This window comes from Agrobacterium sp. RC10-4-1 (genome assembly GCF_014138475.1).
In the GTDB taxonomy this organism is placed as follows: domain Bacteria; phylum Pseudomonadota; class Alphaproteobacteria; order Rhizobiales; family Rhizobiaceae; genus Agrobacterium; species Agrobacterium pusense.
Genome location: NZ_JACJIT010000004.1, coordinates 171,723 through 197,275 on the forward strand (window position 1 = coordinate 171,723; position 25,553 = coordinate 197,275).

The 25,553-nt window shown below is 59.2% G+C and carries 26 protein-coding genes; 20 read left to right on the forward strand and 6 right to left on the reverse strand.

Translation table 11 applies throughout. The features are described from left to right. Positions 1-6 precede the first annotated feature (6 nt). From clpA to FHW77_RS12480, 4 genes are all read left to right on the forward strand, one after another. Positions 7-2,514, forward strand: coding sequence for an ATP-dependent Clp protease ATP-binding subunit ClpA (clpA, locus tag FHW77_RS12465; RefSeq protein ID WP_004441518.1), 2,508 nt, complete (start codon positions 7-9; stop codon positions 2,512-2,514). 165 nt (positions 2,515-2,679) lie between these two features. Beyond that, complete coding sequence (locus tag FHW77_RS12470; protein ID WP_004441519.1) at positions 2,680-3,438, forward strand: AzlC family ABC transporter permease; 759 nt, start codon at positions 2,680-2,682, stop codon at positions 3,436-3,438. After that, on the forward strand, positions 3,435-3,779 hold the full coding sequence (locus FHW77_RS12475) for an AzlD domain-containing protein (RefSeq protein ID WP_004441522.1): 345 nt from the start codon (positions 3,435-3,437) through the stop codon (positions 3,777-3,779). Before FHW77_RS12470 ends, FHW77_RS12475 begins: the two co-directional genes overlap by 4 nt. A gap of 55 nt (positions 3,780-3,834) precedes the next feature. Then, a complete protein-coding gene (locus FHW77_RS12480) occupies positions 3,835-4,785 on the forward strand; it encodes a phosphatase PAP2 family protein (protein ID WP_004441524.1) in 951 nt (316 codons plus the stop codon). Here the strand turns inward: FHW77_RS12480 and FHW77_RS12485 are convergent. Continuing rightward, entirely contained in the window at positions 4,769-5,647 is an 879-nt protein-coding gene (locus FHW77_RS12485; RefSeq protein WP_004441528.1) for a LysR family transcriptional regulator, read from the reverse strand. The genes FHW77_RS12480 and FHW77_RS12485 overlap by 17 nt on opposite strands. Positions 5,648-5,765: 118 nt before the next feature. Here FHW77_RS12485 and FHW77_RS12490 point away from each other — a divergent pair, with 118 nt between their 5' ends. Continuing rightward, positions 5,766-6,608: an urea carboxylase-associated family protein gene (locus FHW77_RS12490; protein WP_161794433.1), complete on the forward strand. Its 843-nt coding sequence runs from the start codon at positions 5,766-5,768 to the stop codon at positions 6,606-6,608. A gap of 184 nt (positions 6,609-6,792) precedes the next feature. On the opposite strand, the gene FHW77_RS12495 is transcribed toward FHW77_RS12490, so the two are convergent. From FHW77_RS12495 to FHW77_RS12510, 4 genes are read right to left on the reverse strand one after another with little or no spacing between them, the layout of a single operon-like run. Beyond that, complete coding sequence (locus FHW77_RS12495) at positions 6,793-7,224, reverse strand: HIT family protein (protein ID WP_004441536.1); 432 nt, start codon at positions 7,222-7,224, stop codon at positions 6,793-6,795. 22 nt (positions 7,225-7,246) lie between these two features. Beyond that, positions 7,247-8,440, reverse strand: a complete 1,194-nt coding sequence (locus FHW77_RS12500) for a GNAT family N-acetyltransferase (protein WP_004441539.1) — start codon at positions 8,438-8,440, stop codon at positions 7,247-7,249. Further along, entirely contained in the window at positions 8,437-9,177 is a 741-nt protein-coding gene (locus tag FHW77_RS12505) for a glycerophosphodiester phosphodiesterase (protein WP_004441541.1), read from the reverse strand. Before FHW77_RS12505 ends, FHW77_RS12500 begins: the two co-directional genes overlap by 4 nt. Continuing rightward, positions 9,174-9,644: a RidA family protein gene (locus FHW77_RS12510; RefSeq protein WP_004441543.1), complete on the reverse strand. Its 471-nt coding sequence runs from the start codon at positions 9,642-9,644 to the stop codon at positions 9,174-9,176. The genes FHW77_RS12505 and FHW77_RS12510 overlap by 4 nt, the downstream gene beginning before the upstream one ends. 116 nt (positions 9,645-9,760) lie before the next feature. On the opposite strand from FHW77_RS12510, the gene FHW77_RS12515 reads away from it, so the two are divergent. From FHW77_RS12515 to lpxB, 15 genes are all read left to right on the forward strand, one after another. Next, entirely contained in the window at positions 9,761-10,603 is an 843-nt protein-coding gene (locus FHW77_RS12515) for a cell envelope integrity EipB family protein (protein WP_004441545.1), read from the forward strand. A 60-nt stretch (positions 10,604-10,663) separates the two neighbouring features. Next, the gene (locus FHW77_RS26710; RefSeq protein WP_003512833.1) at positions 10,664-10,789 is read left to right on the forward strand and encodes a hypothetical protein; all 126 of its coding nucleotides are present in this window, start codon (positions 10,664-10,666) and stop codon (positions 10,787-10,789) included. A 6-nt stretch (positions 10,790-10,795) separates the two neighbouring features. Then, complete coding sequence (gene rpsB / locus FHW77_RS12520) at positions 10,796-11,563, forward strand: 30S ribosomal protein S2 (RefSeq protein ID WP_003502558.1); 768 nt, start codon at positions 10,796-10,798, stop codon at positions 11,561-11,563. Between the two features lie 357 nt (positions 11,564-11,920). After that, a complete protein-coding gene (gene tsf, locus FHW77_RS12525; protein WP_004441554.1) occupies positions 11,921-12,847 on the forward strand; it encodes a translation elongation factor Ts in 927 nt (308 codons plus the stop codon). Positions 12,848-12,944: 97 nt separating this feature from the next. Beyond that, positions 12,945-13,667, forward strand: coding sequence for a UMP kinase (gene pyrH, locus FHW77_RS12530; protein ID WP_003502561.1), 723 nt, complete (start codon positions 12,945-12,947; stop codon positions 13,665-13,667). A 61-nt stretch (positions 13,668-13,728) separates the two neighbouring features. After that, entirely contained in the window at positions 13,729-14,286 is a 558-nt protein-coding gene (gene frr, locus FHW77_RS12535; protein ID WP_004441558.1) for a ribosome recycling factor, read from the forward strand. Positions 14,287-14,348: 62 nt separating this feature from the next. Then, a complete protein-coding gene (locus FHW77_RS12540; protein ID WP_004441561.1) occupies positions 14,349-15,092 on the forward strand; it encodes an isoprenyl transferase in 744 nt (247 codons plus the stop codon). Further along, a complete protein-coding gene (locus tag FHW77_RS12545) occupies positions 15,092-15,925 on the forward strand; it encodes a phosphatidate cytidylyltransferase (protein ID WP_004441563.1) in 834 nt (277 codons plus the stop codon). The genes FHW77_RS12540 and FHW77_RS12545 overlap by 1 nt, the downstream gene beginning before the upstream one ends. A 49-nt stretch (positions 15,926-15,974) precedes the next feature. Continuing rightward, entirely contained in the window at positions 15,975-17,096 is a 1,122-nt protein-coding gene (rseP, locus tag FHW77_RS12550; RefSeq protein ID WP_161794434.1) for an RIP metalloprotease RseP, read from the forward strand. A 199-nt stretch (positions 17,097-17,295) separates the two neighbouring features. Further along, positions 17,296-19,620, forward strand: coding sequence for an outer membrane protein assembly factor BamA (gene bamA, locus FHW77_RS12555; protein WP_182590500.1), 2,325 nt, complete (start codon positions 17,296-17,298; stop codon positions 19,618-19,620). 49 nt (positions 19,621-19,669) lie between these two features. After that, the gene (gene lpxD, locus FHW77_RS12560) at positions 19,670-20,737 is read left to right on the forward strand and encodes a UDP-3-O-(3-hydroxymyristoyl)glucosamine N-acyltransferase (protein ID WP_004441568.1); all 1,068 of its coding nucleotides are present in this window, start codon (positions 19,670-19,672) and stop codon (positions 20,735-20,737) included. Then, entirely contained in the window at positions 20,730-21,197 is a 468-nt protein-coding gene (gene fabZ / locus FHW77_RS12565; RefSeq protein WP_004441570.1) for a 3-hydroxyacyl-ACP dehydratase FabZ, read from the forward strand. Before lpxD ends, fabZ begins: the two co-directional genes overlap by 8 nt. After that, complete coding sequence (lpxA, locus tag FHW77_RS12570) at positions 21,194-22,009, forward strand: acyl-ACP--UDP-N-acetylglucosamine O-acyltransferase (RefSeq protein WP_004441573.1); 816 nt, start codon at positions 21,194-21,196, stop codon at positions 22,007-22,009. The genes fabZ and lpxA overlap by 4 nt, the downstream gene beginning before the upstream one ends. A 3-nt stretch (positions 22,010-22,012) precedes the next feature. Beyond that, positions 22,013-22,879 carry an LpxI family protein gene (locus FHW77_RS12575; protein ID WP_004441575.1) on the forward strand — a complete coding sequence of 289 codons (867 nt, stop codon included), beginning with the start codon at positions 22,013-22,015 and terminating at the stop codon, positions 22,877-22,879. Continuing rightward, complete coding sequence (lpxB, locus tag FHW77_RS12580) at positions 22,876-24,057, forward strand: lipid-A-disaccharide synthase (RefSeq protein ID WP_004441577.1); 1,182 nt, start codon at positions 22,876-22,878, stop codon at positions 24,055-24,057. Before FHW77_RS12575 ends, lpxB begins: the two co-directional genes overlap by 4 nt. A 123-nt stretch (positions 24,058-24,180) precedes the next feature. Here lpxB and gltA read toward each other — a convergent pair whose 3' ends face one another. Beyond that, positions 24,181-25,470, reverse strand: a complete 1,290-nt coding sequence (gene gltA, locus FHW77_RS12585) for a citrate synthase (protein ID WP_004441580.1) — start codon at positions 25,468-25,470, stop codon at positions 24,181-24,183. Positions 25,471-25,553 lie beyond the last annotated feature (83 nt).

The window sequence follows — 25,553 nt, forward strand, 5'->3', positions numbered from 1 at the left end:
CGCAACGTGCCAACTTTTTCCCCGAGTCTCGAGAAGGCGCTGCACCAGGCACTGACCTTTGCAAATGAGCGTCACCACGAATATGCGACGCTCGAACATCTACTTCTGGCGCTGATCGACGACGCGGATGCCGCAGCCGTCATGGGCGCCTGCAACGTCGATCTCGATGCCCTTCGCAAGACTGTCAGCGATTACGTCGACAATGAACTGACCAACCTCGTCACCGGTTACGACGAGGATTCCAAACCCACATCCGGCTTCCAGCGCGTCATCCAGCGCGCCGTGATCCATGTTCAGTCATCCGGCCGCGAGGAAGTGACCGGCGCAAACGTGCTTGTGGCGATTTTCGCCGAGCGCGAGAGCCATGCTGCCTATTTCCTGCAGGAACAGGAAATGACCCGTTACGATGCGGTCAACTACATCTCTCACGGTATCGGCAAGCGCCCCGGCACGTCCCAGACGCGCACGCCGCGTGGCGCTGACGAACCGGAAAGCGAAAACAAGCCGAACCGCAGCAATCCCGAGGAGGACGGATCGTCCGCCAAGAAGCAGCAGGATGCTTTGAAGGCCTACTGCGTCAACCTCAATGAAAAGGCGAAAAACGGTAAGATCGACCCGTTGATCGGCCGTCACGACGAGGTAAACCGCACCATCCAGATCCTCTGCCGCCGCTCCAAGAACAACCCGCTTTATGTGGGGGATCCGGGCGTCGGCAAGACGGCGATCGCTGAAGGGCTTGCCAAGCGTATCGTCGAAGGCAAGGTGCCGGAGGCGCTCGCCAATGACACGATCTTTTCGCTCGACATGGGCACGCTGCTGGCGGGCACCCGTTATCGCGGTGATTTCGAAGAGCGTCTGAAGCAGGTCGTCAAGGAACTCGAAGAGTACCCGGGCGCGGTCCTGTTCATCGATGAAATCCACACCGTCATCGGTGCGGGCGCGACCTCCGGCGGCGCGATGGATGCGTCTAACCTGCTGAAGCCTGCGCTTTCGTCGGGTGCAATCCGCTGCATCGGTTCGACCACCTACAAGGAATATCGCCAGTTCTTCGAGAAAGATCGTGCGCTCGTGCGTCGTTTCCAGAAAATCGATGTCAACGAGCCGTCGATCGATGATGCGATTGCGATCATGAAGGGCCTGAAGCCCTATTTCGAGGATTACCATCACCTCAGATATTCCAATGAGGCGATCAAGGCTGCTGTCGAGCTGTCGGCCCGCTATATCTCGGACCGCAAGCTGCCGGACAAGGCGATCGACGTGATCGACGAGACCGGTGCAGCGCAGATGCTGCTGCCTGTTTCCAAGCGCCGGAAGCTGATCACGGAACGGGAAATCGAGGCGACCATCGCGACGATGGCCCGTATTCCCGCGAAGACGGTGTCCAAGGATGACGAGATGGTTCTCGCCAACCTCGAGAAGGAACTGCGCTCCGTCGTTTATGGGCAGGACATCGCCATCGAGGCGCTTGCCACGGCCATCAAGTTGGCCCGTGCCGGTCTGCGCGAACCGAACAAGCCGATCGGCTCCTATGTCTTCTCCGGCCCGACAGGGGTGGGCAAGACGGAAGTGGCCAAGCAGCTCGCCGCCTCGCTCGGCGTCGAGATGCTGCGCTTCGATATGTCGGAGTACATGGAACGTCATACCGTGTCGCGCCTGCTTGGTGCGCCTCCCGGCTATGTCGGCTTCGACCAGGGCGGTCTTCTGACCGATGGCGTCGATCAGCATCCGCATTCCGTGGTGCTGCTGGACGAAATCGAAAAGGCGCATCCTGACATCTACAACATCCTGTTGCAGGTGATGGACCACGGCTCGCTGACCGACCACAACGGCAAGAAAATCGACTTCCGCAACGTCATCCTCATCATGACGACCAATGCGGGCGCTTCCGAAATGGCGAAATCCGCCATCGGTTTCGGTTCTTCGCGCCGCACTGGTGAAGATGAAGAGGCGATCAACCGCCTGTTCACGCCGGAGTTCCGCAACCGTCTGGACGCGATCATTCCGTTCTCGCCGCTCCCGACCGCCGTTATCCACAAGGTCGTGCAGAAGTTCGTCATGCAGTTGGAAACCCAGCTCTCCGAGCGCAACGTCACCTTCGATCTGCATGAAGATGCGATCTCCTGGCTGGCGGAGAAGGGTTACGACGAGAAGATGGGCGCCCGTCCTCTGTCTCGTGTGATCCAGGAGAACATCAAGAAGCCGCTCGCCAATGAAATTCTCTTTGGCAAGCTGAAAAAGGGCGGCGTCGTCAGTGTCACCGTCGGCAAGAAGGATGACGGTGCCGATGGCCTCATACTCGAGGTTCTGCCGGAGACCGCACCCGTCAAGCCGCAGCCGGAAGCCGAACTCAAGGCGGCGAAGTCCCCCGGCAAGGCAAAGGCGAAAACATCTTCCAAGGCTGCTAAAGCGAAGGAAGAGGCGGATGTCCTCGTCGCCGAAGCTGACAAGTCCGACGATGCCGAAAAGCCGCGGCGCAAGGCCAACGCCGTACCGAAGGTACCGAAGAAGAAGTGACCGCGGTCTTTGATCGATAAACAGATGCCGGGCGAAAGCCCGGCATTTTTATGCATGAAGCGTGCCGCTCTTTAATGGAATCGGCGGCAAGTCTTCATTTCTCCGTCTGTATGACGTTGCCGCGATGCCACGGCATTTCAGACGACATGCACGAGTGGGTTCGCAATGCAAAATGCCGATAGCGACACCATCCCATTGCGCGGCTGGTTTTTCAGGGGAATGCGGGGCATATTCTCGCTGCCGTCCCTTATTCTCATGACATCCTTCGTCGGTTTCAGCGCTTTTGCACTGGAATCGGGCGTAGCCCGCGGTGAAGCCGTGTTCATGACGCTGTTCATCTGGGCATTGCCCGCCAAGATGATCCTGATCGGCTCCATGGTCGGCGGCGCCAATCTTGCCGCCTGTTTTCTGGCGGTGACATTGTCATCGGTACGTATGATGCCGATGGTGGCCTCCATCGTTCCCGAAATGCGCGGCGCGAAGACGCCGACCTGGATTTTGCTGTTCCTTTCGCATTTCGTTGCGATTACGGCGTGGGTCTTTGCAACACAGAACCTTTCAAAGGTGCCGCGGGAGGCCCGCGCCGCCTGGTTTGCCGGGTTTGGCATCACGCTCACCGTCGTCAATGCCATCATCGTTGGCCTGTGTTACGGTGTCGTCGCCGCGTTTCCGCCGCTGGTTGCTGGTGTCCTGTTCTTCCTGACGCCGGTTTATTTCATCGCGTCCATCTGGGCTTCCGCGCGCCACTCCGTCGTCAAGGTCGCCTTTGTCATCGGCGTCATCGCCGGTCCGGCCTTTGCGGTCCTCGCGCCCGAATTCGACATCCTTTATGCCGGTATCGGTGGAGGCACGGTGGCTTATGCAATCGATCGCCTCATATTCCGCCGCAGGATGAAACCGGCCTCACCGGAGAGTGAACCATGATGAGCGACCATTGGTGGGCACCCTATCTCTTCATCGCAATCGCAGGCTGGCTGGCGACCGATCTCTGGCGCTGGCTCGGTGTTCTCGCCGGTAACCGGTTGAAAGAGGATTCCGAGGCGCTTTATTGGGTGAGGGCGGTTGCCACGTCACTCGTCATGGCGGTCACCGCCAAGCTGATCGTGTTTCCGACCGGAACGCTTGAGTCCTCGCCGATGTGGCTGCGTATCGGTGCGGCAGTACTCGGCTTTATTGCCTTTCTGGCCGCCGGCCAACGCGTCATCGTCGGCGTCGCGGTGCCGATCGTGCTCCTGGCAGGCGGACTTTTCGCGCTGGGTTTCTAACCTGGTATTAAAACTCCCTGTTTAGACTGCGCGATCAAAACAGGGATCCAGCGCCATGCGATTATTTGCAGCGGAACGTTTCGTCGTTGGCTTTATCGCTTTATTATTTGTCGTTGATGCAGCCTTGATTGCAGCAAGGGGCATCAGCGTGGATTATGCCGGGTACTTCCTGTGTGTATTCGCGGGTGCCGGCGTCTTTCTTCTTGGTCAATTCTATCGCAGAAGCGGGCGCGATTACCGTATAGCTGCCGCCCTCATGTCGGGAGGGCTTTTTATCCTCTTCACGCTCGCGGCCTCCATCTTCAACTATATGTTCCTGCCAATTGCGTTCCCGACGATCGATAATGTGCTCTTCGCTGTGGACGCGGCATTTGGCTATAGTTGGAAGGACATTGTCATCTGGGCGGCAACGCATTCGTGGATCGGGACAATCCTGTTCTTCGTTTATGCGACATCACTTCCCCAGCTTCTATTGATTGTCCTCACTCTGGGCTTTACGGGCAAGAACCGGCTGCTGCATCATTTCCTCGTCACCGGGGTGCTGGGCGCTTTTGCGAGCATTGTTTTCTGGATATTTTTCCCGACATTCGGACCATCTGCCTATATGGCGCTGCCCCAATGGGTCTCCCAGGCAATTCCTCTGGCGGTGGGCAATGAGTATGGGCAGGAACTGAACCGTCTTTCGACGCAGGGCGTTGACTACCTTTCCCCTAAAAGCGTCCTGGGACTTATCGGTTTTCCATCGTTCCACATCTTCATGGCGGCAATGTCTGTCTGGTTCGCACCAAGGCACTGGTGGGCGATGCTCGTCATACTGCCGCTTAACCTGTTGATGCTGCCGGCCGTCCTCGTGCAGGGCGGGCATCACCTCTCGGATGTTTTTGGCGGTCTCGTCGCTTTTGCCATCATCTGCGCTGTCTCGGGCCGGTTGCTCCAATGGTTGTCGGCAAAAGAGCGCATGGAAAGGACGGCCGAGGCGGCCGGGCAGGTCATGGTGGCGGAATAGTCGCCCCGGCTTCGCGTGCTTCTGCCAACAGCCAGTTCGCCAGAAGCCTCGCCGATGTACTCATTTCCGCCGTTTCCACCAGCCAGTAATATTTGTCCTTGTCGGCGGCGCGCTCGAAGAGAACGGTCAGTTCGCCTTTCGCAATCTCGTCGCGCAGAAGTTCTGTCGGACAGAGACCGACGCCCTGGCCGGCCTTCAGCGCTGTTACGAGAAGATTGAAATCCGCGAAAATCGGGCCGGTGCTATTCGGCGGGACCGTGCCGGCGGCGGCGAACCAGGCCCGCCAGGCCATTTCGCTATCGTCATGCAGCAATTCCGCCTGCAACAGGCTGGCAACCGCGCTGAACGGACCGAATTGGGCAGCGTAACCGGGAGCGCAGGTGGGGCGCGTCTCGGCGCTGAAAAGCGCCACGGCATTTGGCCCGGCAGACACGCCGTGCTCTATGGCGAGATCGGCCGGCACGGCCTGCCTGGCGCCGAGATAGCTGATGGACACTTGAATATCGGGATGCATCGCCCGGAAACGCGGAAGCCGCGGCGTCAGAAAATGCGCAATGACTGAAGGCAGGCTGGCGAGGCGGACCGTGATGCGATCGCGACGGCCGCGTATGCGTTCTGCGCCGGAAGCGATCTGCCTGAGGCTTGAGGAAACCGTGCCCCCGAAATCCTTCCCGGCCGGCGTCAGTGTTACGCCCCTGGCATGCCGTTCGAAGAGTGCAACACCAAGCCATGCCTCGAGATTGCGTATATGCTGGCTGACGGCGGTCGCCGTCATGCCGAGTTCAAGAGCGGCCAAGGCAAAACTGCCTTTCCTGGCGGCCGCCTCGAAGGCGCGGAGAGTGGCGAGCGGAGGCAACATCATGAGAAAAAAGGGTAAGTAAAACTTGGTCTGAGCGCAAGAAGAACCCATCTTGTCACCCGGTCATTCGTACCGCAATTTCCCTCCGACATTACATTGCTCAGAGGATTTCATGCCCCGAATGCCTGTTGCCGAACCCGAAGACGCCGCCGCGCGCCGCGCCATTTCGCCTGTCGTCGTTTACCCGAACGGCACACTTGAGACTCCCGACCTTGCGCTTTTGGAAAAAGCACGCGGGAGCATGGAAAAGATCGATGAGGTTATCGTGCCGCCGCGTGACGGCCGAACCTTCAATGTTCCGAAGGGCCATTTTTTCCGCATCGTCAGTATCGAAGGCCCGCAGGTGGGGGATTTGAACCTCTGGAATGCGCATGATCTGAATGAACGGTTTTTCAGCGGCAAGACCCGCGCGCTGCATGCCACCCATGTTTCTGTCGGCAACCGGTTGTGGAGCAACCTGCCATCCCTTCGGCCGATGGCGACCATCACCCATGACACGCTGTCATGGTATGGCTGGGACGAGGACGGCGGCGGTGTGCATGACGTGATCGGCACGCGCTGCGATCCCTACACGAACAAGCTGCTCAGCGGCGGCGATTATCATCATTGTTGCCACTCCAACCTCACGAACGCGCTTGCTTCCGCCAAGGGCCTTTCGTTCCGGCAGGCGGAGCCGCATGTTCATGATGTGTTGAACGTCTTCATGTGCACGGGGTTCACCCGCGACACCCACCAGTATTTCATGAAGGCAAGTCCGGTGCGTCCGGGCGATTATCTCGAGTTCTTTGCGGAAATCGATCTCATCGGCGCGCTGTCCGCCTGCCCGGGAGGGGATTGCAGCGCCACGCATTCCAGCGATACGGCGGCCTGTTATCCGCTGCAGGTAGAGATCTACCGGCCGGATCCGACGATGCTTGAAGGCTGGCCATGGCCGGAGAGGAATGCCTATCGCCCTCCGGCGTGACTGCAAACAATATTGCCGCCGTGTGCGTTCCCGAACAGGCCAGAGAATGATGCCGCGTGCAGCCAGGGCGCTTCTGCGCCTTAAAGCTAGCGCGATCGAGAACTTGATCGCGCCAGCCGAGGGATCGGGTCTGTGACAACGGCGTGCGGAGGCCGCGACAAACGCGCGGGTGTCTTGGCGCCCGTCACGAGGCGAGCGCCGCCTTTATCTTCTCTGCGTGAGCCTTCAGCACGTCACCATCGGCCATCACGCCCGAGTGCGGCTTCAGCGGCTCGCCTTCCTTGCGTGGAATGACGTGGAAGTGCAGGTGGAAAACGGTCTGGCCAGCGGCCGGTTCGTTGAACTGGGCGATGAAAACGCCGTCCGCATCGAAGGCTTCCTTTGCCGCGACTGCGAGTTTTTGCACCACCGGAATGGTTTTCGCCAGCACTTCGGGATCGGCGTCGAGCAGGTTGCGGGAGCCGGTTTTGGGAACGACGAGCAGATGGCCCGGGGCCTGCGGCATCACATCCATGAAGGCCAGAGTATGCTCGTCCTCGTAAAGCTTATGGCTCGGAATTTCGCCGCGCAGGATTTTTGCGAAGATATTGTTGTCGTCATAGGCGCTGGCCGTCATTCTGCTCTCTCCGTATGTCGGACTATGCGTCCGGTTCCTGTCTTTCGCCCTTGCGGAAAGGCGTGTGTTCATCAAGGTAATCGCCGATATGCTCGACCTCTTCGCGCTCCCGCTGAAGATAATCGGCAATGGCGCGGCGCAGGCCCGGGTGGACGATGAAATGCGCCGAATGGGTGGTGACCGGCACGTAACCGCGCGCCAGCTTGTGTTCGCCCTGCGCACCGGCTTCCACTCGTTTCAAACCCTTGGACAGCGCGAAATCGATCGCCTGATGGTAGCAGACCTCGAAATGCAGAAAAGGATGATCCTCGATGCAGCCCCAGTGCCGGCCGTAAAGCGCGTCCGAGCCGATAAAGTTGATCGCACCGGCAATATAGCGCCCCTCGCGTTTCGCCATGACCAGCAGCACGTCATCGGCCATTCGCTCGCCGATCAGCGAATAAAATTCCCGGGTCAGATAGGGCCGGCCCCATTTACGGCTGCCGGTATCCATGTAGAAGGCGAAAAACTGGTCCCAGATGTCCTCCGTCAGGTCGGACCCCGTCAGCCAGTCGATCTCGATGCCGTGTTCCAGCGCTGATCGGCGTTCCTTCTTGAGCCCCTTGCGCTTGCGTGATGACAGCGCATCGAGGAAATCGTTGTGATCGCGATAACCGTCATTGATGAAATGGAATTGCTGGTCCGTACGATGCAGGAAATCGCATGGCAGAAGAGCGGATAGGTCATCCTCTTCCAGAAACGTGACGTGAGCCGAGGAAACGCCGATCTTCTCGGTCACTTGTGCAAGACCGGAGGCAAGGAGCGGCTTGAATCGTCCGACATCTTCGCCGTTGGCAACCAGCAGCCGCGGGCCCGTCGCCGGGGTAAAGGGCACTGAGCATTGCAATTTCGGATAATAATGCCCGCCAGCCCGCTCGAAGGCATCTGCCCAGCCGTGATCGAAGACGTATTCGCCCTTGCTGTGGTTTTTCAGGTAGGCAGGAACGGCGCCAATAAGGGTGCCTGCAGCGTTTTCCAGCAGCAGGTGGTGCCCCAGCCAGCCAGTCTTGGCGGTGGCCGAGCCGGAGTCTTCCATGGAAGACAGGAATTCATGCGATATGAACGGGTTGTAAGATTTTCCTGATGCATCGCGCGATGTTCCGGAAAGCCGTTTCCAGCTTTCCGGATCGATGTCCGCGAAGGACTGCGCAATGCTGATGGAATAATCTTCTGTCATGCCGTGGTGGACGGGTTCTCTCTCGGGTCGAAACCTTCGAATGTCATCTGGTCCGCATATTTATAGGTCGTCTCGCGCGCATTTTCATCCCTGACCGTCCAGGTAATCACCGGAAGCCCGAGTTTTCTTTGCGCTTCAATGAAGCTGTTGGGCAGGTGACCCCAATGATAGGAGATGAAATCGAGCCCCAGCTGCATGGCGTCGTCATGTCTGAAGAAGTCCTCCGGCCTATCGCCTTCGGCCGTCAGCCCGAGCGGCCAGGGCGAGCCCGCAGCCTTCAGGTCCTTCAGCAGATGGTGGTCGAAGCTCATCAGCGCCACGTGGCCGTTATAGCCCTCGAGGTCTTCCAGCACCGCTTCGGCAAAGCCGTCATCGACGCCTTCGCCCTCGCGGCCCTTCAGCTCAATAACCAGCGGCACCCTGCCGGCCACGAGAGCCAGCAGCTGCTTGAGGCTCGGAACGCGATCCTTGGTTTGGCCGACGGAAAGCATTGCCAGCTCCGCCGAGGTGCGTTCACGCACATCGCCCTTGATGCCGGTCAGCCTTTCCAGGTCGTGATCATGGAAAACCACCGGCACACTGTCTGCCGCTAGCTGAACGTCGCATTCGATCGCAAAACCGGCCTCGACGGCGCGGGAAAAGGCGGAGAGCGTGTTTTCCCAGACCGCCTTGTTGAGATCATGATAACCGCGATGGGCGACGGGCTGGGCCGTCAGCCAGGAAAGTTTCAGTGTCATACGTCGATTTCCACGATGGCGTCGATTTCGACCGATGCATTGAAGGGCAGGGCGGCCATGCCGACGGCGGCGCGGGCATGTTTGCCGGCTTCGCCCAGAACATTGGCGATGAGGTTCGATGCACCGTTGATGACGAGATGTTGCTCAACGAACTCGGGAACGGAAGCCACAAAGCCGTTCAGCTTGATGACGCGGCGGACTTTCGACAGATCGCCATTCAAGGCGGCCTTGACCTGTGCGAGAATGTTCACGGCGCAAAGTTCGGCTGCGCGCTGGGCGCCTGCCACGTCGACATCGCGGCCAACGAGGCCCGTCACCGCAATCTTGCCCGATTCCATCGGCAGTTGACCCGATACATAAAGCAGATTGCCGCTGATGGTGAACGGAACGTAGTTTGCGGCTGGTGCTGCCGCAACAGGAAGCGTAAAGCCTAGTTCCTTGAGGCGGCCTTCGATGACGTCCGACATTTTCGTCTCCGGTTTTGTTGTAAATCCTTCAAGAATCCGGCATTCAGAAGATGTTGATCCAAAAGCCGGGCGGTTGCTTGTACAATATGAGCGGCGAGTCCAACAGGAGATATTGCATGTTTGTCAGGACGCTTGGTTTCGTTGCCGCAACAGGGCTTATGACCGGCCTGTCGAACGCCGCCAGCGCCTTGCCCGTCGCGGTTCCCGATCTCATTGCACATCGCGCCGTCTACGACCTCGAACTCAAGGATGCGTCCGATCGCTCCGGCATCGAAGGCATGACTGGTCGCATGGTCTATGAGTTCACCGGCTCCGCCTGCCAGGGTTACAAGACGGATTTCCGTTTCGTAACGCAGATCAACACGGGCGATGCCGTGCGGATGACGGATCAGCAGACGACGACGTTCGAAGACATTGCCGCCAAAAAATTCACCTTCGAGACCAAGTCCTACACCGATGACAAGCTGGACAAGGAAGTGCAGGGGGCGGCAACCGACAGCAGCGATGGCGTGAAGGTCGACCTGACCCGTCCGGATGCCCGCCAGGTCAGTCTGGTCGCAAGTGAATTCCCGACACAACACATGTTTCAGGTCATCGAGCACGCGAAGCAGGGAAAGCGCATTTTCGAATCCCGTATTTTCGACGGGTCGGATGATGGTGATGAAAGCCTGATCACCTCGACGCTGGTCGGCAAGGCGCAGACACCGAAGGACGGGGACGCGGATGCCGGCAAGGCGGGCGATTTCGCCAAGGCCGCCTTCTGGCCGGTGACCATCGCCTATTACAACGACAAGACCGGCACCGACGCTTTGCCGATCTACCGCATGTCGTTCAAGCTTTATGAAAACGGAATCACCCGCGATCTCACCATGGATTACGGTGATTTCGTTCTGACGGGAAAGCTTGCGAAGCTTGATATTCTCAAGCCCGAAACCTGCGAAAACAAGCCCGTGCGCTGAAACGGGGCCATTTGCGCGGTTTTTTCGCATAATCGCTTGCATTTTTAAGCAGGCGACTGTATGCGGCTCACCATTCCACACGCGAAGCTTGGGATGTTCCGGGAGAAATCCGGTCCGTTCCGCCCGGTGGTGTCGATGAAAATCGGCGCTGTTCGCTTCGCGGGGGTTAAACCGGAAAAGGAGTAACAAGGCATGGCATTGCCCGATTTTTCTATGCGCCAGCTTCTGGAAGCTGGTGTTCACTTCGGCCACCAGACGCACCGCTGGAACCCGAAGATGAAGCCGTACATCTTCGGCGACCGTAACAACATCCACATCATCGACCTGGCTCAGACCGTTCCGATGCTGTCGCGCGCCCTTCAGGTCGTGTCCGACACCGTTGCCCGTGGCGGCCGCGTTCTGTTCGTTGGCACCAAGCGCCAGGCGTCCGAAATCATCGCCGACAGCGCAAAGCGTTCGGCCCAGTACTACGTCAACTCCCGCTGGCTCGGCGGCATGATGACCAACTGGAAGACCATCTCGAACTCGATCCAGCGCCTGCGCAAGGTTGACGAGATCCTGAACTCGGAAGGCTCTGGCTACTCCAAGAAGGAACGCCTGAACCTTGAGCGCGAACGCGAAAAGCTTGAAAAGGCTCTCGGCGGTATCCGCGATATGGGCGGCGTTCCGGACCTGATGTTCATCATCGACACCAACAAGGAAAAGATCGCGATCGAAGAAGCCAAGCGTCTTGGCATTCCGGTCGTTGCGATCATCGACAGCAACTGCGATCCGGATCACATCGACTACCCGATCCCGGGTAACGACGATGCTTCGCGCGCCATCTCGCTTTATTGCGACCTGATCGCCCGCGCTGCCATCGACGGTATTGCCCGTCAGCAGGGCGCTTCCGGCCGCGACATCGGCGCTTCTGAAGAAGCTCCGATCGAGCCCGCTCTCGAAGACGAGGCTGGCGCCTGATATAGGCCCTGTCTGGCGGCGATCCCGTATCGCCGTCTCCTCGACCAGGATATGACAAGGCCGTCAAAGACCTTCAATGGGTTGACGGCCTTGTTCGTTTCTAACCGCTCCGCCACGGTTTCTGGAAACCACAGGCGTCCGAGGTGGTTGGAACGGCAGGCAGTCTTCATAACGCTGTCACACTAGAGCGGCACCCATCATTTCGATGTTTGGCGACGCCGCAGCACTTGGGAATGCGCATGCCCCTTGTCGGAACCTCAGGGTTTCAAAGGGTGTGCGGCCGGGTACAGTCATCACCCAGAACTTCGGCACGGCAAATTCCGCCGGCTGACCGATCGAACCGATAAGAGGCACACAATGACCGAAATCACAGCCGCAATGGTGAAGGAACTGCGCGAAAAGTCTGGCGCAGGCATGATGGACTGCAAGAAGGCTCTTGCTGAAACCAATGGCGACATGGAAGCGGCGATCGACTGGCTGCGCGCCAAGGGCATCGCGAAGGCCGACAAGAAGTCCGGCCGCACGGCTGCCGAAGGTCTGGTCGGCGTTGCCACCATGGGTCACAAGGCTGTCGTTGTCGAGCTGAACTCGGAAACCGACTTCGTTGCCCGTAACGACGCTTTCCAGGACCTCATCCGCGGCATCGCCCAGGTTGCTCTCTCCACCGATGGCACCGTTGACGCTGTTTCCGCTGCCACCTATCCGGCAACCGGCAAGTCCGTTTCCGACAGCATCAAGGACGCGATCGCAACGATCGGCGAGAACATGACGCTGCGTCGTTCCGCTGCGCTGGAAGTGCCGCACGGCGTTGTCGCGACCTACATCCACAACGCTGCCGGCGACGGCATCGGCAAGCTCGGCGTTCTCGTTGCGCTGAAGTCGGAAGGCGACAAGGCAGTTCTCAACTCCATCGGCCGCCAGGTTGCCATGCACATCGCTGCAACCAACCCGCTCGCCATCCGTGCTGAAGAAGTCGACGCTGCCGTTGCTGAGCGCGAGCGCAACGTCTTCATCGAACAGGCCCGCGAATCCGGCAAGCCCGAAGCCATCATCGAAAAGATGGTCGATGGCCGCATGCGCAAGTTCTTCGAAGAAGTCGCCCTTCTGTCGCAGGCTTTCGTCATCAACCCCGACCTGACCGTCGGCGCTGCCGTCAAGGAAGCCGAGAAGGAAGCTGGCGCTTCCATCGAAGTTACCGGCATGGTTCGCCTGCTGCTCGGCGAAGGCGTCGAAAAGGAAGAAAGCGATTTCGCAGCTGAAGTCGCAGCCGTCGCCAAGGGCTGATTATATTTACCCAATCTTGGGAAAACGGGAGGGCATCGCGTGACAACGCGGTGCCCTTCGTGTATCCGCGTTTCGGTTACATTTCCGAGGAGTCATGATGTCTTCCAAGCCGATCTACAAACGCGTTCTTCTCAAGGCTTCCGGCGAAGCCCTCATGGGTGATCAGGGTTTCGGTATCGATGTGGCGGTGGCCGACCGCATTGCCTCCGATATCGCCGAGGCAAGGGCGATGGGCGTTGAAGTCGGCGTTGTCGTCGGCGGCGGCAATATCTTTCGCGGCGTGGCCGTGGCATCCAAGGGCGGCGACCGCGTCACCGGCGACCATATGGGCATGCTGGCAACCGTCATCAACGCGCTGGCCCTTGCCACCTCGCTCCGCAAGCTCAGCATCGACACTGTCGTTCTTTCGGCAATCGCCATGCCCGAGATCTGTGAGAGCTTCTCCCAGCGTGCCGCCCTTCATCATCTGGCCCAGGGCCGCGTGGTGATTTTCGCCGGCGGTACGGGCAACCCGTTCTTCACCACCGATTCCGCTGCTGCACTGCGCGCCGCCGAAATGGGCGCAGAGGCGATCTTCAAGGGAACCCAGGTGGACGGCATCTATTCCGCTGACCCAAAGAAGGACCCGACGGCAACCCGCTTTGATGAGCTGACCCATAGCGAAGTGCTCGGCAAGGGGCTCGCGGTCATGGATATCGCCGCTGTCGCCCTTGCCCGCGAAAACCACATCCCGATCATTGTTTTCTCGATCCATGAGAAGGGCGGTTTTGCACAGATATTGACCGGCGGCGGCCGCAAGACCATCGTGCACGACAAATAATCCAAAACGATGCCGCCCCTGGGGCGAATACGGCCGCTGGCCGACAAGATGGAGTATCAAGATGAGTGGTGTTGACCTCAACGATATCAAGCGCCGTATGGATGGCGCCATCAATGCGTTCAAGAGCGATATCGCGTCGCTGCGCACCGGCCGCGCGTCGGCCAACATTCTGGACCCAGTGACCGTCGACGCCTACGGTTCGCGTGTGCCGCTCAACCAGGTGGCCAACATCACCGTTCCCGAGCCGCGCATGCTCGGCGTCAACATCTGGGACAAGTCGATGGTCAACGCTGTCGACCGTGCCATCCGCGAATCCAACCTTGGCCTCAACCCGATAGTTGACGGCCAGAACCTCAGAATTCCGTTGCCTGAACTCAATGAAGAGCGCCGCAAGTCGCTCGTCAAGGTCGCCCATGACTATGCCGAAAAATCCAAGGTGGCGATTCGCCATGTCCGTCGTGATGGCATGGACGGTCTGAAAAAAGCCGAAAAGGATGGCGACATCGGTCAGGACGAAAGCCGTGGCCAGTCGGAAAAGGTGCAGAAAATGACCGACGACACGATTTCGGAAATTGACCGCTTGCTTGCCGAGAAGGAAAAGGAAATCATGCAGGTCTGATATCGCCTGCGATAGACCTGTCTTTTCCGTTTAATTCCGCGCTGCCCTGTTACTGGATCGATATGCCGACGACGACACGTTCCTCCATACCCGAGCACGTCGCCATCATCATGGATGGCAACGGCCGCTGGGCAAAGCAGCGCGGCCTCCCGCGCGTGATGGGGCATCGCCGCGGTGTGGAGGCCGTGCGCGAGACCGTGCGCGCGGCCGGTGACTGCGGCATACGCTATCTCACCCTCTTCGCCTTCTCGTCGGAAAACTGGCGCAGGCCCGAATCCGAGGTAAGCGACCTGATGGGGCTTTTGAAGGCTTTCATCCGCCGCGACCTTGCCGAACTGCACCGCGAGAACGTCCGCGTGCGGATCATCGGTGACCGGCAGGGGCTGAAGAACGATATTCGCTCGCTTCTGGAAGAGGCTGAGCAGATGACGGCCGACAACACCAAGCTGACGCTGGTGATCGCCTTCAACTACGGCAGCCGTGACGAGATCGCTCGCGCGACGGCGTCAATCGCCCTTGATGTTGCCGCAGGCAGGCTAGACGCCGCTTCCATCACCCCCGAGATGATTTCGGCCCGGCTCGACACCTCGGGGATTCCTGATCCTGACCTGATCATCCGCACCAGCGGCGAGGAACGCCTGTCGAACTTCCTGCTCTGGCAGGCGGCCTATTCCGAGTTCCTGTTCATTCCGGAATATTGGCCGGACTTCGACCGGCAGCTCTTCTTCTCCGCAATCGAGCAATATGCAACGCGTGACCGCCGCTTCGGTGCACTCACCGAGCAGGTTGCCGTGGCAGGCGCCTGATGAGCCGAGAACTCAGACTGCGGATTGTTTCCGCGATCGTCATGGCCGCGGTCATTCTGGCCGCAACCTGGTATGGCGGCATTCTGTTCCGCATCGTTGCAGGCCTTCTGGCGATTCTCATCTATTATGAGTGGTCGACGATTACCCGGATGTCGGAGAGCAATCCGACCGGGAACGCCTGGGGCTGGTTTTCCGTCGCCGTCATTGCCGGCAACACGATTTTCGGCGAATCCTCGCTCGACCTGCCGCTTTTGTCAGGCTTCACGCTGACAGCGGCGCTGTTTCCGGTATTGCGCGGCAAAAACTGGTGGCTGGTGGGGGGCATTTTTTATGCGGGTCTGAGCGGTATATCACTGGCGGCCATCCGCGGTGACGAACTGACGGGCTTTGTATCCATCCTGTTCATTTTCGCCGTTGTCTGGTCAACGGATATTCTTGCCTATTTCGTCGGTCGCGCCATCGGCGGGCCGAAGCTGGCGCCTTCTATTTCGCCCGGCAAGACGTGGTCCGGCGCGATTGGCGGGGCGGCGGCGGCCGTGATCGGCGGCGCGGCAGTCTCCATGGCCTATCACGGACGCATCAGCTTTCTGGTACTGGGGCTTGCACTCCTTCTTTCCGTGTTCAGCCAGATCGGCGATCTCTTCGAATCCTTCGTGAAACGGCGTTTCCAGGTCAAGGATTCAAGCCATCTCATTCCTGGCCATGGTGGCTTCATGGACCGTGTTGACGGTCTTGTTTTCGCCTGCTTTACGGTATTCCTCATAGCTTTCGTGCACGCGGCGGCAACCGGCGATGTGCCCGGGTCGGGCGGCGGTCTGCTGCCGGGTTTCTAAGCGGCACGAAAGGTCACGACATGAAGGGCAGATTGTCATGAACACAGTAATGGCGGCGACCGGCTTTTTGACCGGCTATATCGTGCCCTTCATCCTGGTGCTTTCCCTTCTCGTTTTTGTCCACGAGATGGGGCATTATCTCGTCGGTCGCTGGTGCGGCATCCGTTCCACGGCATTCTCCGTCGGCTTCGGCCCCGAGCTGCTCGGTTTCACCGACAAGCACGGGACGAGATGGAAGATCTCAGCCATACCACTGGGCGGCTACGTGAAATTCTTCGGCGATGAAGACGCAGCGAGCAAGCCGGACAGCTCGGGCCTGTCCCATATGACGCTGGAGGAGAGGGCGCAGACGCTTTCCGGTGCAAAACTGTGGAAAAGGGCGGCGACCGTCGCCGCGGGCCCGATCGCAAACTTCATCCTCGCGATTCTCATCTTCGCAGTACTCTTCGGCATTTACGGCCGGATGATCGCCGATCCCGTCGTTGCAGAGGTGCGTGAAAACAGTGCCGCCGCCGCTGCGGGCGTGCGCCCCGGCGACCGTCTGGTGGCGATTGATGGCGAAAAAGTGGTGACCTTCGAAGATGTCCGCCGTTATGTCGGCATCCGGCCCGGCACGCCTATCACGGTCACCGTCGAGCGGGCAGGCGAGGAGCTCAAGCTGCCGATGGTGCCGACCCGGACAGAAACCACCGACCAGTTCGGCAACAAGTTGGAAATGGGTATTATCGGCATTGTCACCGACCAGACCAGCGGTAATTTCCGTCACATCGAATATTCACCGTCGCAGGCGCTTCTGGAAGGTGTGCGCGAAACAGGCCACGTCATCACCGGCACATTCAATTATATCGGCAATCTCGTTACCGGCCGCATGAATGCCGATCAGCTCGGCGGCCCGGTGCGGGTCGCGCAGGCTTCCGGCCAGATGGCGACGCTTGGCATTTCCGCCGTGATTCAACTTGCAGCCGTTTTGTCGGTATCGATCGGGCTCCTCAATCTGATGCCCGTCCCGGTTCTGGACGGCGGACATCTCGTGTTCTACGCCATCGAGGCCGTCCGCGGCAGGCCGCTGGAAGCGGGCGCGCAGGAGGTTGCCTTCCGCATCGGCATGGCGATGATTTTGGGTCTTATGGTTTTTGCAACATGGAATGATATCAGCAGCTTGATTGGCTGAGGATTGTGTTTTAACGGTTTTGTTAGTCGGTTGTTTACCTTGTTTTTATGCCAAAGTGGCGAATGAGCCACTCTGGAGCACGAAGTAAACAGAATTTAACGTTCGCGCTTGCTTGTAGGGGAAAAGCAGGTAAAACGACGCACATGGCCGGAGTCGGGTTCCGCCCGCTGAGGGACAACGTAAAAAGGTAAGAATTGAAATGAAGGCTGGTTCAAGATTTTTGAACGCTGTGTCGGCGGTTGCTCTGTCTGCCGGTGTTTCTTCGGTTGCGGGCCTTGGTGTGCTTGCCTCTGCTGGCGTTGCACAGGCAGCCGTCATCAGCAGAATCGACGTTCGCGGCGCCGAAAGATCGGGTGCGGATTCGGTTCGTTCCAACATCACCATTGCGCCCGGCAAGAACTTTTCCAATTCGGACATCGATGAATCGGTGAAGCGTCTTTACGCCACCGGTTATTTCTCGAATGTTTCCATGCGCGTTTCGGGCAGCACGCTTGTCGTGACCGTCAACGAGAACCAGCTCGTTAACCAGGTAGTCTTCAACGGCAACCGCAAGATCAAGGACGACAAGCTCGCCGGTATCGTGCAGACGCAGTCGCTCGGCCCGTTCAATCAGGCCATCGTGACGGCGGATATTGCCCGCATCAAGGAAGCCTATGCCGCTATCGGCCGCAGCGATGTCGAAGTCACCACCCAGACGGTTTCCGTCGGTCAGGGTCGCGTGAACATCGCTTTCGTCATCAATGAAGGTGAGCGTACCAAGATCGGCCGCATCGACTTCGTGGGCAACAATGCCTACAGCGATGGTCGTCTGGCTGCTGTCATCAATACCAAGAAGTCCAACATGCTGTCATTCCTGACGCGTAAGGACGTCTACAACGAGGAGAAGCTGCGCGCCGACGAAGAGGCGCTGCGCCAGTTCTATTACAACCGCGGTTACGCCGACTTCCGGGTCGTTGGTTCCGAGGCTGTGCTTGATGAGTCCAAAAACGAATACAACATCACCATCACGGTCGATGAAGGTCAGCGTTACAACTTCGGCAACGTCGCGGTCGAATCGACCGTTCCGGGTGTTGAGGGTTCGGAGCTTCAGGGCCTCGTTGAGACCCGCCAGGGCGCAAGCTACAGCGCCAAGGAAGTTCAGCAGAGCATGGAGGCGATTTCCAAGCGCGTCGCCGGTGAAGGTTATCCTTTCGCCCGTGTAACGCCGCGCGGCGACCGCGACATGTCCGGCAACACCATTGGCGTGACCTACATCGTTGATCAGGGCGAGCGCGCTTACGTCGAGCGTATCGAAATCCGTGGCAACACCCGCACGCGTGACTATGTCATTCGTCGCGAATTCGATATTTCTGAAGGCGATGCGTTCAACCAGACGGTTATCACCGCTGCCAAGCGTCGTCTGGAAGCGCTGGGTTACTTCTCGAAGGTCAATATCTCGACCGCCGGCGGCAGCGCGCCTGACCGCGTCGTGATCGTGGTTGACGTTGAAGATCAGTCGACCGGTTCGTTCGGTATCGGCGCCGGTTATTCGCAGAACGACGGTGTTCTGCTCGAAGCCTCCATCGAAGAAAAGAACTTCCTCGGCCGCGGTCAGTATATCCGTCTCGCTGCCGGTGCGGGTGAAGACGATGCGCGTAGCTACACGCTGTCCTTTACCGAGCCTTATTTCCTCGGCTACCGCCTTGCTGCGGGTTTCGACCTGTTCAAGAGCCAGAGCCGCAGCGAAGATTATTACGACTACGACGAGCAGGGCTTCTCGCTGCGCGTGACCGCGCCTATCACCGAGGATCTCTCGACGACGTTCAAGTATACCTACAAGCAGCTCAACTATGATGGTGAGGGTGACTGGGAGACCGGTAGCAACCTTGCGGCGCCTTATAAGGACCTGATCCGCGGTGGCGATTGGACGCAGTCCATCATCTCCAACACGCTGAACTACAATACGCTCGACGACCGCAACATGCCGCGTGAAGGCTGGCAGGCTGCTTTGACGAACGAATTTGCCGGTCTGGGTGGCGATTCCGAATATTACAAGATCTACGCCAAGGCGCGCTTCTTCTATACCCTGTCGGATGAGTACGACGTCATCGGCTCGCTCACCGGTCAGGCCGGTCACGTGATGCCGACGGGCGACAATCTGCTGGTATTCGATCAGTTCAAGTTCGGCGGACGTCAGGTGCGCGGCTTCAAGAACGATGGTATCGGTCCGCGCATCGGTTCCGACTCCATCGGCGGCACGACCTATTTCGCCGCCTCTGCTGAAGTCACGGCTCCGATGCCTGGCGTTCCCGAGGATTTCGGTCTGCGTCTTGCTGGTTTCGTCGATGCCGGTACGCTTTACGGCAATAAGGTGGCCAACAGCGCCGGTGTAAAGGATGACAATTCCATCCGCGCATCCGCCGGTATTGGCGTGATGTGGGCGTCGCCCTTCGGTCCGATCCGTGTAGACTACGCGGTTCCGATCGCCAAGGAAGACTACGACGAGGAACAGCGTTTCCGGTTTGGCATGTCCAACACTTTCTGATATCGGCAGTCCAGAACTGCAACTTTGAACGTTCTGGAGTTTCCGGCTAATGGAATACAACGCGTTTTTTCCGCCCCACGAGGGACTGCGATTGAAAGACATCGCAGACCGCTTTGGGGCGGAACTGTCTGATGGGGCGGCGGGAGAGCGGATTGTCAGGTCCGTTTCTCCGGTCTATCGGGCAAAACCCGATCAGCTCTGCTATATCCTTTCGCGCAAGAACCGCGATGAGCTGCAGACCTGCGAAGCCGCCGCCGTCATTTGTGACGCTGCCCTTGTGGACATGCTTCCGTCCGACATCCCCGCGCTGATATCGAAAAATCCACACACGCTGTTTGCCCAGGTTGGTGCCTTGCTGCACCCCTCGGCGATGCGTCCCGGTCCGATCGCGCGGATGGAAAGCGAAATTTCTCATGCTGCGCATGTCGATCCTTCCGCGAAGCTGGAAGCGGGCGTCATTGTCGAGGCGCTCGCAGTGATCGGCGCCGGCGCCCACATCGGTGCTGGTACGCGGATCGGGCCGGGTGTCATCATCGGGCAGGATGTACAGATCGGACGCGATTGCACCATTGCAGGCGGCGCAAGCGTTCTTGCCGCGCTCATCGGTAATAATGTGATTATCCACAATGGTGCGCGCATCGGGCAAGACGGTTTCGGTTATGCCCCCGGTCCACGCGGCATGCTGAAGATCGTCCAGATTGGCCGTGTCATCATCCAGGACAATGTCGAGATCGGCGCGAACACCACGATCGATCGCGGCACCATGGATGACACGGTGATCGGCGAAGGCACCAAGATCGACAATCAGGTCCAGATTGGCCACAACGTTCGCATCGGCCGCCATTGCGGCATCGTCAGCAAGGTCGGCATTGCGGGCAGCACCCGTATCGGCGACGGTGTGATGATTGGTGGTGCGGCAGGCATCAATGGCCATATCAACATTGGCGACGGCGTGCAGATCGCTGCCATGAGCGGTGTTGTGGCGGACGTGCCGGCAGGCGCCCGTTATGGCGGAACGCCTGCGCGACCGATGAAATATTTCCTGCGCGACATGGCCGAAATTCTGGCACGCGCTGAAGGGCGTGATAAAAAAACAGGAGAGAAAAACAATGACTGAAGAAACGAAGACGACGCTCGGCGCGGCTGACATTCTGGAAGTCATGAAGCTTCTGCCGCATCGTTACCCATTCTTGCTGATCGACAAGATCATCGATATTGACGGTAACAATTCGGCGACCGGCATCAAGAACGTGACGGTCAACGAACCGCATTTCACCGGCCACTTCCCGGACCGGCCGATCATGCCGGGTGTTCTGATCGTCGAAGCCATGGCCCAGACGGCAGGTGCAATATGCGCCCGCAGTCAAGGTGAGGGCGGCCATCTGGTCTACTTCATGACAATCGACAACGCCCGTTTCCGCAAACCCGTGATCCCCGGCGATCGTTTGGAAATTCACGTCGTCAAGCAGCGCCAGCGCGGTAATGTCTTCAAATTCCATTGCGAGGCGAAGGTGGATGGTGCGCTGGTGGCGGAGGCTGATGTCGGCGCCATGATGATCCCCGAGGACCAGCAATGAGCACGATTGCCGCCTCGGCCAGAATTCACCCCACCGCCGTGATCGAAGACGGTGCGGTGATCGGTGAAAACGTCGTCATCGGTGCGCTGAGCTACGTCGGCGGGAAAGTCACGCTGCATGATGATGTCCGGCTGCACAATCATGCCGTTGTATCCGGCCTGACGGTCATCGGCCGTGGATCGGTCGTCCACCCCATGGCGGTCATCGGCGGCACACCGCAGGCGGTTCGCCACGACGGTTCTGAAACCACGCTTGAAATTGGCGAGCGCTGCACCATGCGCGAAGGCGTCACCATGAACGCCGGCAGCTCTGATGGCAGCGGCAAGACGATCGTCGGTAACGACAATCTGTTCCTTGCCAACTCACATGTGGCGCATGATTGCCGCCTTGGTGACCACATCATCCTGTCCAACAATGTGATGCTGGCCGGCCATGTGACGATCGAGGACCGCGCCATTCTCGGCGGCGGCTGTGCTGTTCACCAGTTCACCCGCATTGGCCGTCAGGCCTTCATCGGCGGACTGTCCGCGGTCAATTACGATGTCATTCCCTATGGAATGCTGAATGGCAATCCCGGCATTCTCGGCGGCCTTAATGTCGTTGGCATGACGCGTGCCGGCATTGAGCGCGCAGATATCCACAAGGTCCGGCGCGTCTTCAAGCAGATCTTCGAGGCGGAAGGCACTATCCGCGGCAATGCGGCAGCGATCGACCGCAGCGAATATCTGGATTGCCCGCAGGCGCTAGAAATCATCGATTTCATTGGAGTGGACAGCGACCGCGCGATCTCTTCGCCCAACCGGGGCAAGTGAGCCGTGACAGGCGGCGGGCGTCTCGCCATTGTGGCCGGCAGCGGCCAGTTGCCACTTTACGTGGCGAACGCCGCCCGTGAGATGGGAGAAGATCCTTTCATCGTGCGGCTGCGCGATGATTCCCGCTTCGACTGGAGCGGTTTCGACAACGCCGTCATCTCGGTTGGTGACGTCGCCGGGCTTGGCCGGCTGCTGCGTGACAACCGGGTGGATCGTGTCGTGCTTTCCGGGGCCGTGGCGCGGCGGCCGGAATGGCGTGAAATCCGCCCCACCGTCGCTATCCTGCTAAAACTTCCATCCATCGTCAAAACGCTATTGTCGGGCGGCGATGACGCCGTTCTGCAGATGGTCATAAAGATCATCGGCACGCTCGGTGCGAAAGTCATCGGCGCGCATGAGATCGCTCCAGGCCTCTTGGCCACGACAGGCGCTTTCGGCACGCAAAAACCGGCCGAAGACGACTTGAAGGACATAAGCAGGGCAGCTGAGGCGGCGCTTGCGCTCGGCAAACTTGATGTCGGGCAGGGTGCGGTCTCCGTCGGCGGCCGCATCGTGGCGCTCGAGGGCGTTGAAGGCACGGACGCAATGTTACTGCGCGTCGCGGCATTGCGCGCGGAGGGACGCATCTCGCCCCGCCGCCGGGGCGTGCTGGTCAAGCTCTGCAAACCGCAGCAGGATGTACGCGCCGATCTGCCGACAATCGGGATCGAAACTGTCGAAAATGCCCAAAAGGCCGGGCTTGCGGGCATTGCCGTCGAAGCCGGACGCGCACTGGTGCTTGATCGTGACGCGATGTTGAAAGCTGCCGATCAGGCGGGCATATTCGTCTGTGGCATCGATACGTCACTTCGCGGAGACATGATGGAATGACGGAGAGATTGAAGGTGGCGGTCATCGCCGGCGAAGTGTCGGGCGATCTTCTCGGCGCGGATCTGATCCGGGCCCTCAAGGCCCGATATCCCGGTTCGATCGAACTTGTCGGCGTCGGCGGCGAGGCGCTCGAGGGGCAGGGGCTCACTTCTCTTTTCGATTATTCCGAACTCTCGATCATGGGGTTCACGCAGGTCCTCAAGAAACTGCCCAAACTGATCGGCCTGATCAACCGGGCGGCTGAGGCGGTGATACGGGAAAAACCGGATGTCCTTTTGATCATCGACAGCCCGGATTTCACCCATCGAGTGGCGAAAAAAGTCCGCAAGGAACTGCCGCATCTCCCGGTCGTCAATTATGTGTGCCCGAGCGTCTGGGCCTGGAAAGAACATCGCGCAACGGCGATGTTATCCTATGTGGACCATGTCCTGGCTCTCCTGCCATTTGAGCCGGAGGCGATGCGCCGTCTCGGAGGCCCGCCGACCACATTCGTCGGCCATCGCCTCAGCGTCGATCCGGACGTCCTCGCGGTGCGTCGGAAGCGGGCAGAACGGCCACTTCCAGCGGAGGGGCGGCTGAAGACGATTCTTCTTCTGCCCGGGTCGCGTTCCACCGAGACCACCAGGCTGATGGAGCCGTTCCAGCACGCGGCGAAGGCTTTTGTGGAACGGAATGGTCCGACGCGGTTTCTGCTGCCCACCGTTCCACGTCAGGAACATCGCATCCGCGAACTGGCGGCGTCTTGGCCGCAGGAAATCAGACCCGAAATCGGCATCGATCCTGCTTTCAAGTGGAACTCCTTTGCGGAAGCCGATGCGGCTATCGCAGCGTCAGGCACGGTCATTCTTGAGTTGGCTCTTGCCGGCGTGCCGACCATATCTGTCTACAAGACCGACTGGATTTTCACCATGCTGAGCAAGCGGGTGAAGACCTGGACGGGTGCGCTACCCAATCTCATTGCCGATTATGCTGTCGTCCCGGAGTATTTCAACGAGGTGGTCAGGGCCGGATCGATGCTGCGTTGGGCGGAACGCCTGTCATCCGATACAATTGAGCGGAAGGCCATGCTCGAAGGTTATGCTCTGGTGCAGCAACGTCTGCGCACGGATGTCCCGCCCGGCGAAACCGGCGCGGCTATTCTCCTCGAGGTCGTGAACGCCCGCAGACAGCGAGGTTGAAGCCCCATCTGTGTCAGGGCCTGTGTTGCCGCCGGTCCCACCGCGTGTATCCCAATCCACAATGGCAAGCAAAAAGGCCGGCGAGTAAAACTCGCCGGCCTTTGATGTGACGTGGTTTGCCGATTAACGCTTGGAAACCGGAATGTAGTCGCGTTTGCCGGCACCCGTGTAAAGCTGGCGCGGACGGCCGATGCGCTGCTGCGGATCTTCGATCATTTCGTTCCACTGTGCGATCCAGCCGACGGTGCGGGCGAGAGCGAAGAGGACGGTAAACATGGTCGTGGGGAAGCCGAGCGCCTTCAGCGTGATGCCCGAATAGAAGTCGACATTCGGGTAAAGCTTCTTTTCGACGAAATACGGGTCGGAAAGGGCGATCTTTTCCAGTTCCAGCGCGACCTGCATGATCGGATCGTCGGAATTGCCAGTGGCTTCCAGCACTTCATACATCGTCTTCTGCATGATCTTGGCGCGCGGGTCGTAGTTCTTGTAGACGCGGTGACCAAAGCCCATCAGGCGGAACGGGTCGTTCTTGTCCTTGGCGCGGGCGATGTATTCCGGAATGCGATCAACCGAGCCGATTTCATTGAGCATGTTGAGCGCCGCTTCGTTGGCGCCGCCGTGTGCCGGACCCCAGAGGCAGGCAATGCCGGCCGCAATACAGGCGAACGGGTTGGCGCCCGACGAACCGGCAAGACGCACCGTGGAGGTGGAGGCATTCTGTTCGTGATCGGCATGCAGAATGAAGATGCGGTCCATGGCGCGGGCCAGAACCGGATCGACCTTGTATTCCTCGCACGGCACGGCAAAGCACATGTGCAGGAAGTTGGAGGCGTAATCCAGATCGTTCTTCGGGTAAACGAAGGGCTGGCCGATATGGTACTTGTAGGCCATCGCGGCGATCGTCGGCATCTTGGCGATCATGCGAAGCGATGCGACCATGCGCTGATGCGGATCGGTGATGTCGGTCGAGTCGTGGTAAAAGGCCGAGAGAGCGCCGACCGTGCCGCACATGACGGCCATCGGATGCGCGTCGCGGCGGTAGCCGGTAAAGAAGCGGCTCATCTGCTCGTGCACCATGGTGTGGCGCGTGACGCGGGTATCGAAATCTTTCTTCTGTGCCGCCGTCGGCAGTTCGCCGTAAAGCAGCAGATAGCAGGTTTCCAGGAAGTCGCCCTGTTCGGCGAGCTGTTCGATGGGGAAGCCACGGTGCAGGAGAACACCTTCGTCACCGTCGATATAGGTGATCTTGGATTCGCAGGAGGCCGTCGACGTGAAACCCGGGTCGTAAGTGAAGGAGCCCGTGTGTTTGTACAGCGTGCCGATATCGACGACGCTCGGCCCGATCGTGCCTTCCCTGACTGGGAGTTCGACCTGTTTGTCGCCAAGTGTCACTGTAGCGCTTTTTTCCGTCATACTGATCCTCCGAAAACATGCGGGTGGGGGCGTTGAGACACGCCCCGCGGTTAAGCGTCTACCGATTAGCTATATGATCCTGT

Coding starts and splice junctions, on each gene's coding strand:
- FHW77_RS12515 (WP_004441545.1), top strand. CDS start 9,761: ATGTTTGTCAGGACGCTTGGTTTCGTTGCCGCAACAGGGCTTATGACC.
- FHW77_RS26710 (WP_003512833.1), top strand. CDS start 10,664: ATGCGGCTCACCATTCCACACGCGAAGCTTGGGATGTTCCGGGAGAAA.
- frr (WP_004441558.1), top strand. CDS start 13,729: ATGAGTGGTGTTGACCTCAACGATATCAAGCGCCGTATGGATGGCGCC.
- FHW77_RS12500 (WP_004441539.1), bottom strand. CDS start 8,440: ATGACAGAAGATTATTCCATCAGCATTGCGCAGTCCTTCGCGGACATC.
- pyrH (WP_003502561.1), top strand. CDS start 12,945: ATGTCTTCCAAGCCGATCTACAAACGCGTTCTTCTCAAGGCTTCCGGC.
- fabZ (WP_004441570.1), top strand. CDS start 20,730: ATGACTGAAGAAACGAAGACGACGCTCGGCGCGGCTGACATTCTGGAA.
- FHW77_RS12470 (WP_004441519.1), top strand. CDS start 2,680: ATGCAAAATGCCGATAGCGACACCATCCCATTGCGCGGCTGGTTTTTC.
- FHW77_RS12510 (WP_004441543.1), bottom strand. CDS start 9,644: ATGTCGGACGTCATCGAAGGCCGCCTCAAGGAACTAGGCTTTACGCTT.
- lpxB (WP_004441577.1), top strand. CDS start 22,876: ATGACGGAGAGATTGAAGGTGGCGGTCATCGCCGGCGAAGTGTCGGGC.
- rseP (WP_161794434.1), top strand. CDS start 15,975: ATGGCGGCGACCGGCTTTTTGACCGGCTATATCGTGCCCTTCATCCTG.
- bamA (WP_182590500.1), top strand. CDS start 17,296: ATGAAGGCTGGTTCAAGATTTTTGAACGCTGTGTCGGCGGTTGCTCTG.
- FHW77_RS12490 (WP_161794433.1), top strand. CDS start 5,766: ATGCCTGTTGCCGAACCCGAAGACGCCGCCGCGCGCCGCGCCATTTCG.
- FHW77_RS12540 (WP_004441561.1), top strand. CDS start 14,349: ATGCCGACGACGACACGTTCCTCCATACCCGAGCACGTCGCCATCATC.
- FHW77_RS12480 (WP_004441524.1), top strand. CDS start 3,835: ATGCGATTATTTGCAGCGGAACGTTTCGTCGTTGGCTTTATCGCTTTA.
- lpxA (WP_004441573.1), top strand. CDS start 21,194: ATGAGCACGATTGCCGCCTCGGCCAGAATTCACCCCACCGCCGTGATC.
- FHW77_RS12485 (WP_004441528.1), bottom strand. CDS start 5,647: ATGATGTTGCCTCCGCTCGCCACTCTCCGCGCCTTCGAGGCGGCCGCC.
- FHW77_RS12545 (WP_004441563.1), top strand. CDS start 15,092: ATGAGCCGAGAACTCAGACTGCGGATTGTTTCCGCGATCGTCATGGCC.
- gltA (WP_004441580.1), bottom strand. CDS start 25,470: ATGACGGAAAAAAGCGCTACAGTGACACTTGGCGACAAACAGGTCGAA.
- lpxD (WP_004441568.1), top strand. CDS start 19,670: ATGGAATACAACGCGTTTTTTCCGCCCCACGAGGGACTGCGATTGAAA.
- tsf (WP_004441554.1), top strand. CDS start 11,921: ATGACCGAAATCACAGCCGCAATGGTGAAGGAACTGCGCGAAAAGTCT.
- FHW77_RS12475 (WP_004441522.1), top strand. CDS start 3,435: ATGATGAGCGACCATTGGTGGGCACCCTATCTCTTCATCGCAATCGCA.
- FHW77_RS12505 (WP_004441541.1), bottom strand. CDS start 9,177: ATGACACTGAAACTTTCCTGGCTGACGGCCCAGCCCGTCGCCCATCGC.
- rpsB (WP_003502558.1), top strand. CDS start 10,796: ATGGCATTGCCCGATTTTTCTATGCGCCAGCTTCTGGAAGCTGGTGTT.
- FHW77_RS12495 (WP_004441536.1), bottom strand. CDS start 7,224: ATGACGGCCAGCGCCTATGACGACAACAATATCTTCGCAAAAATCCTG.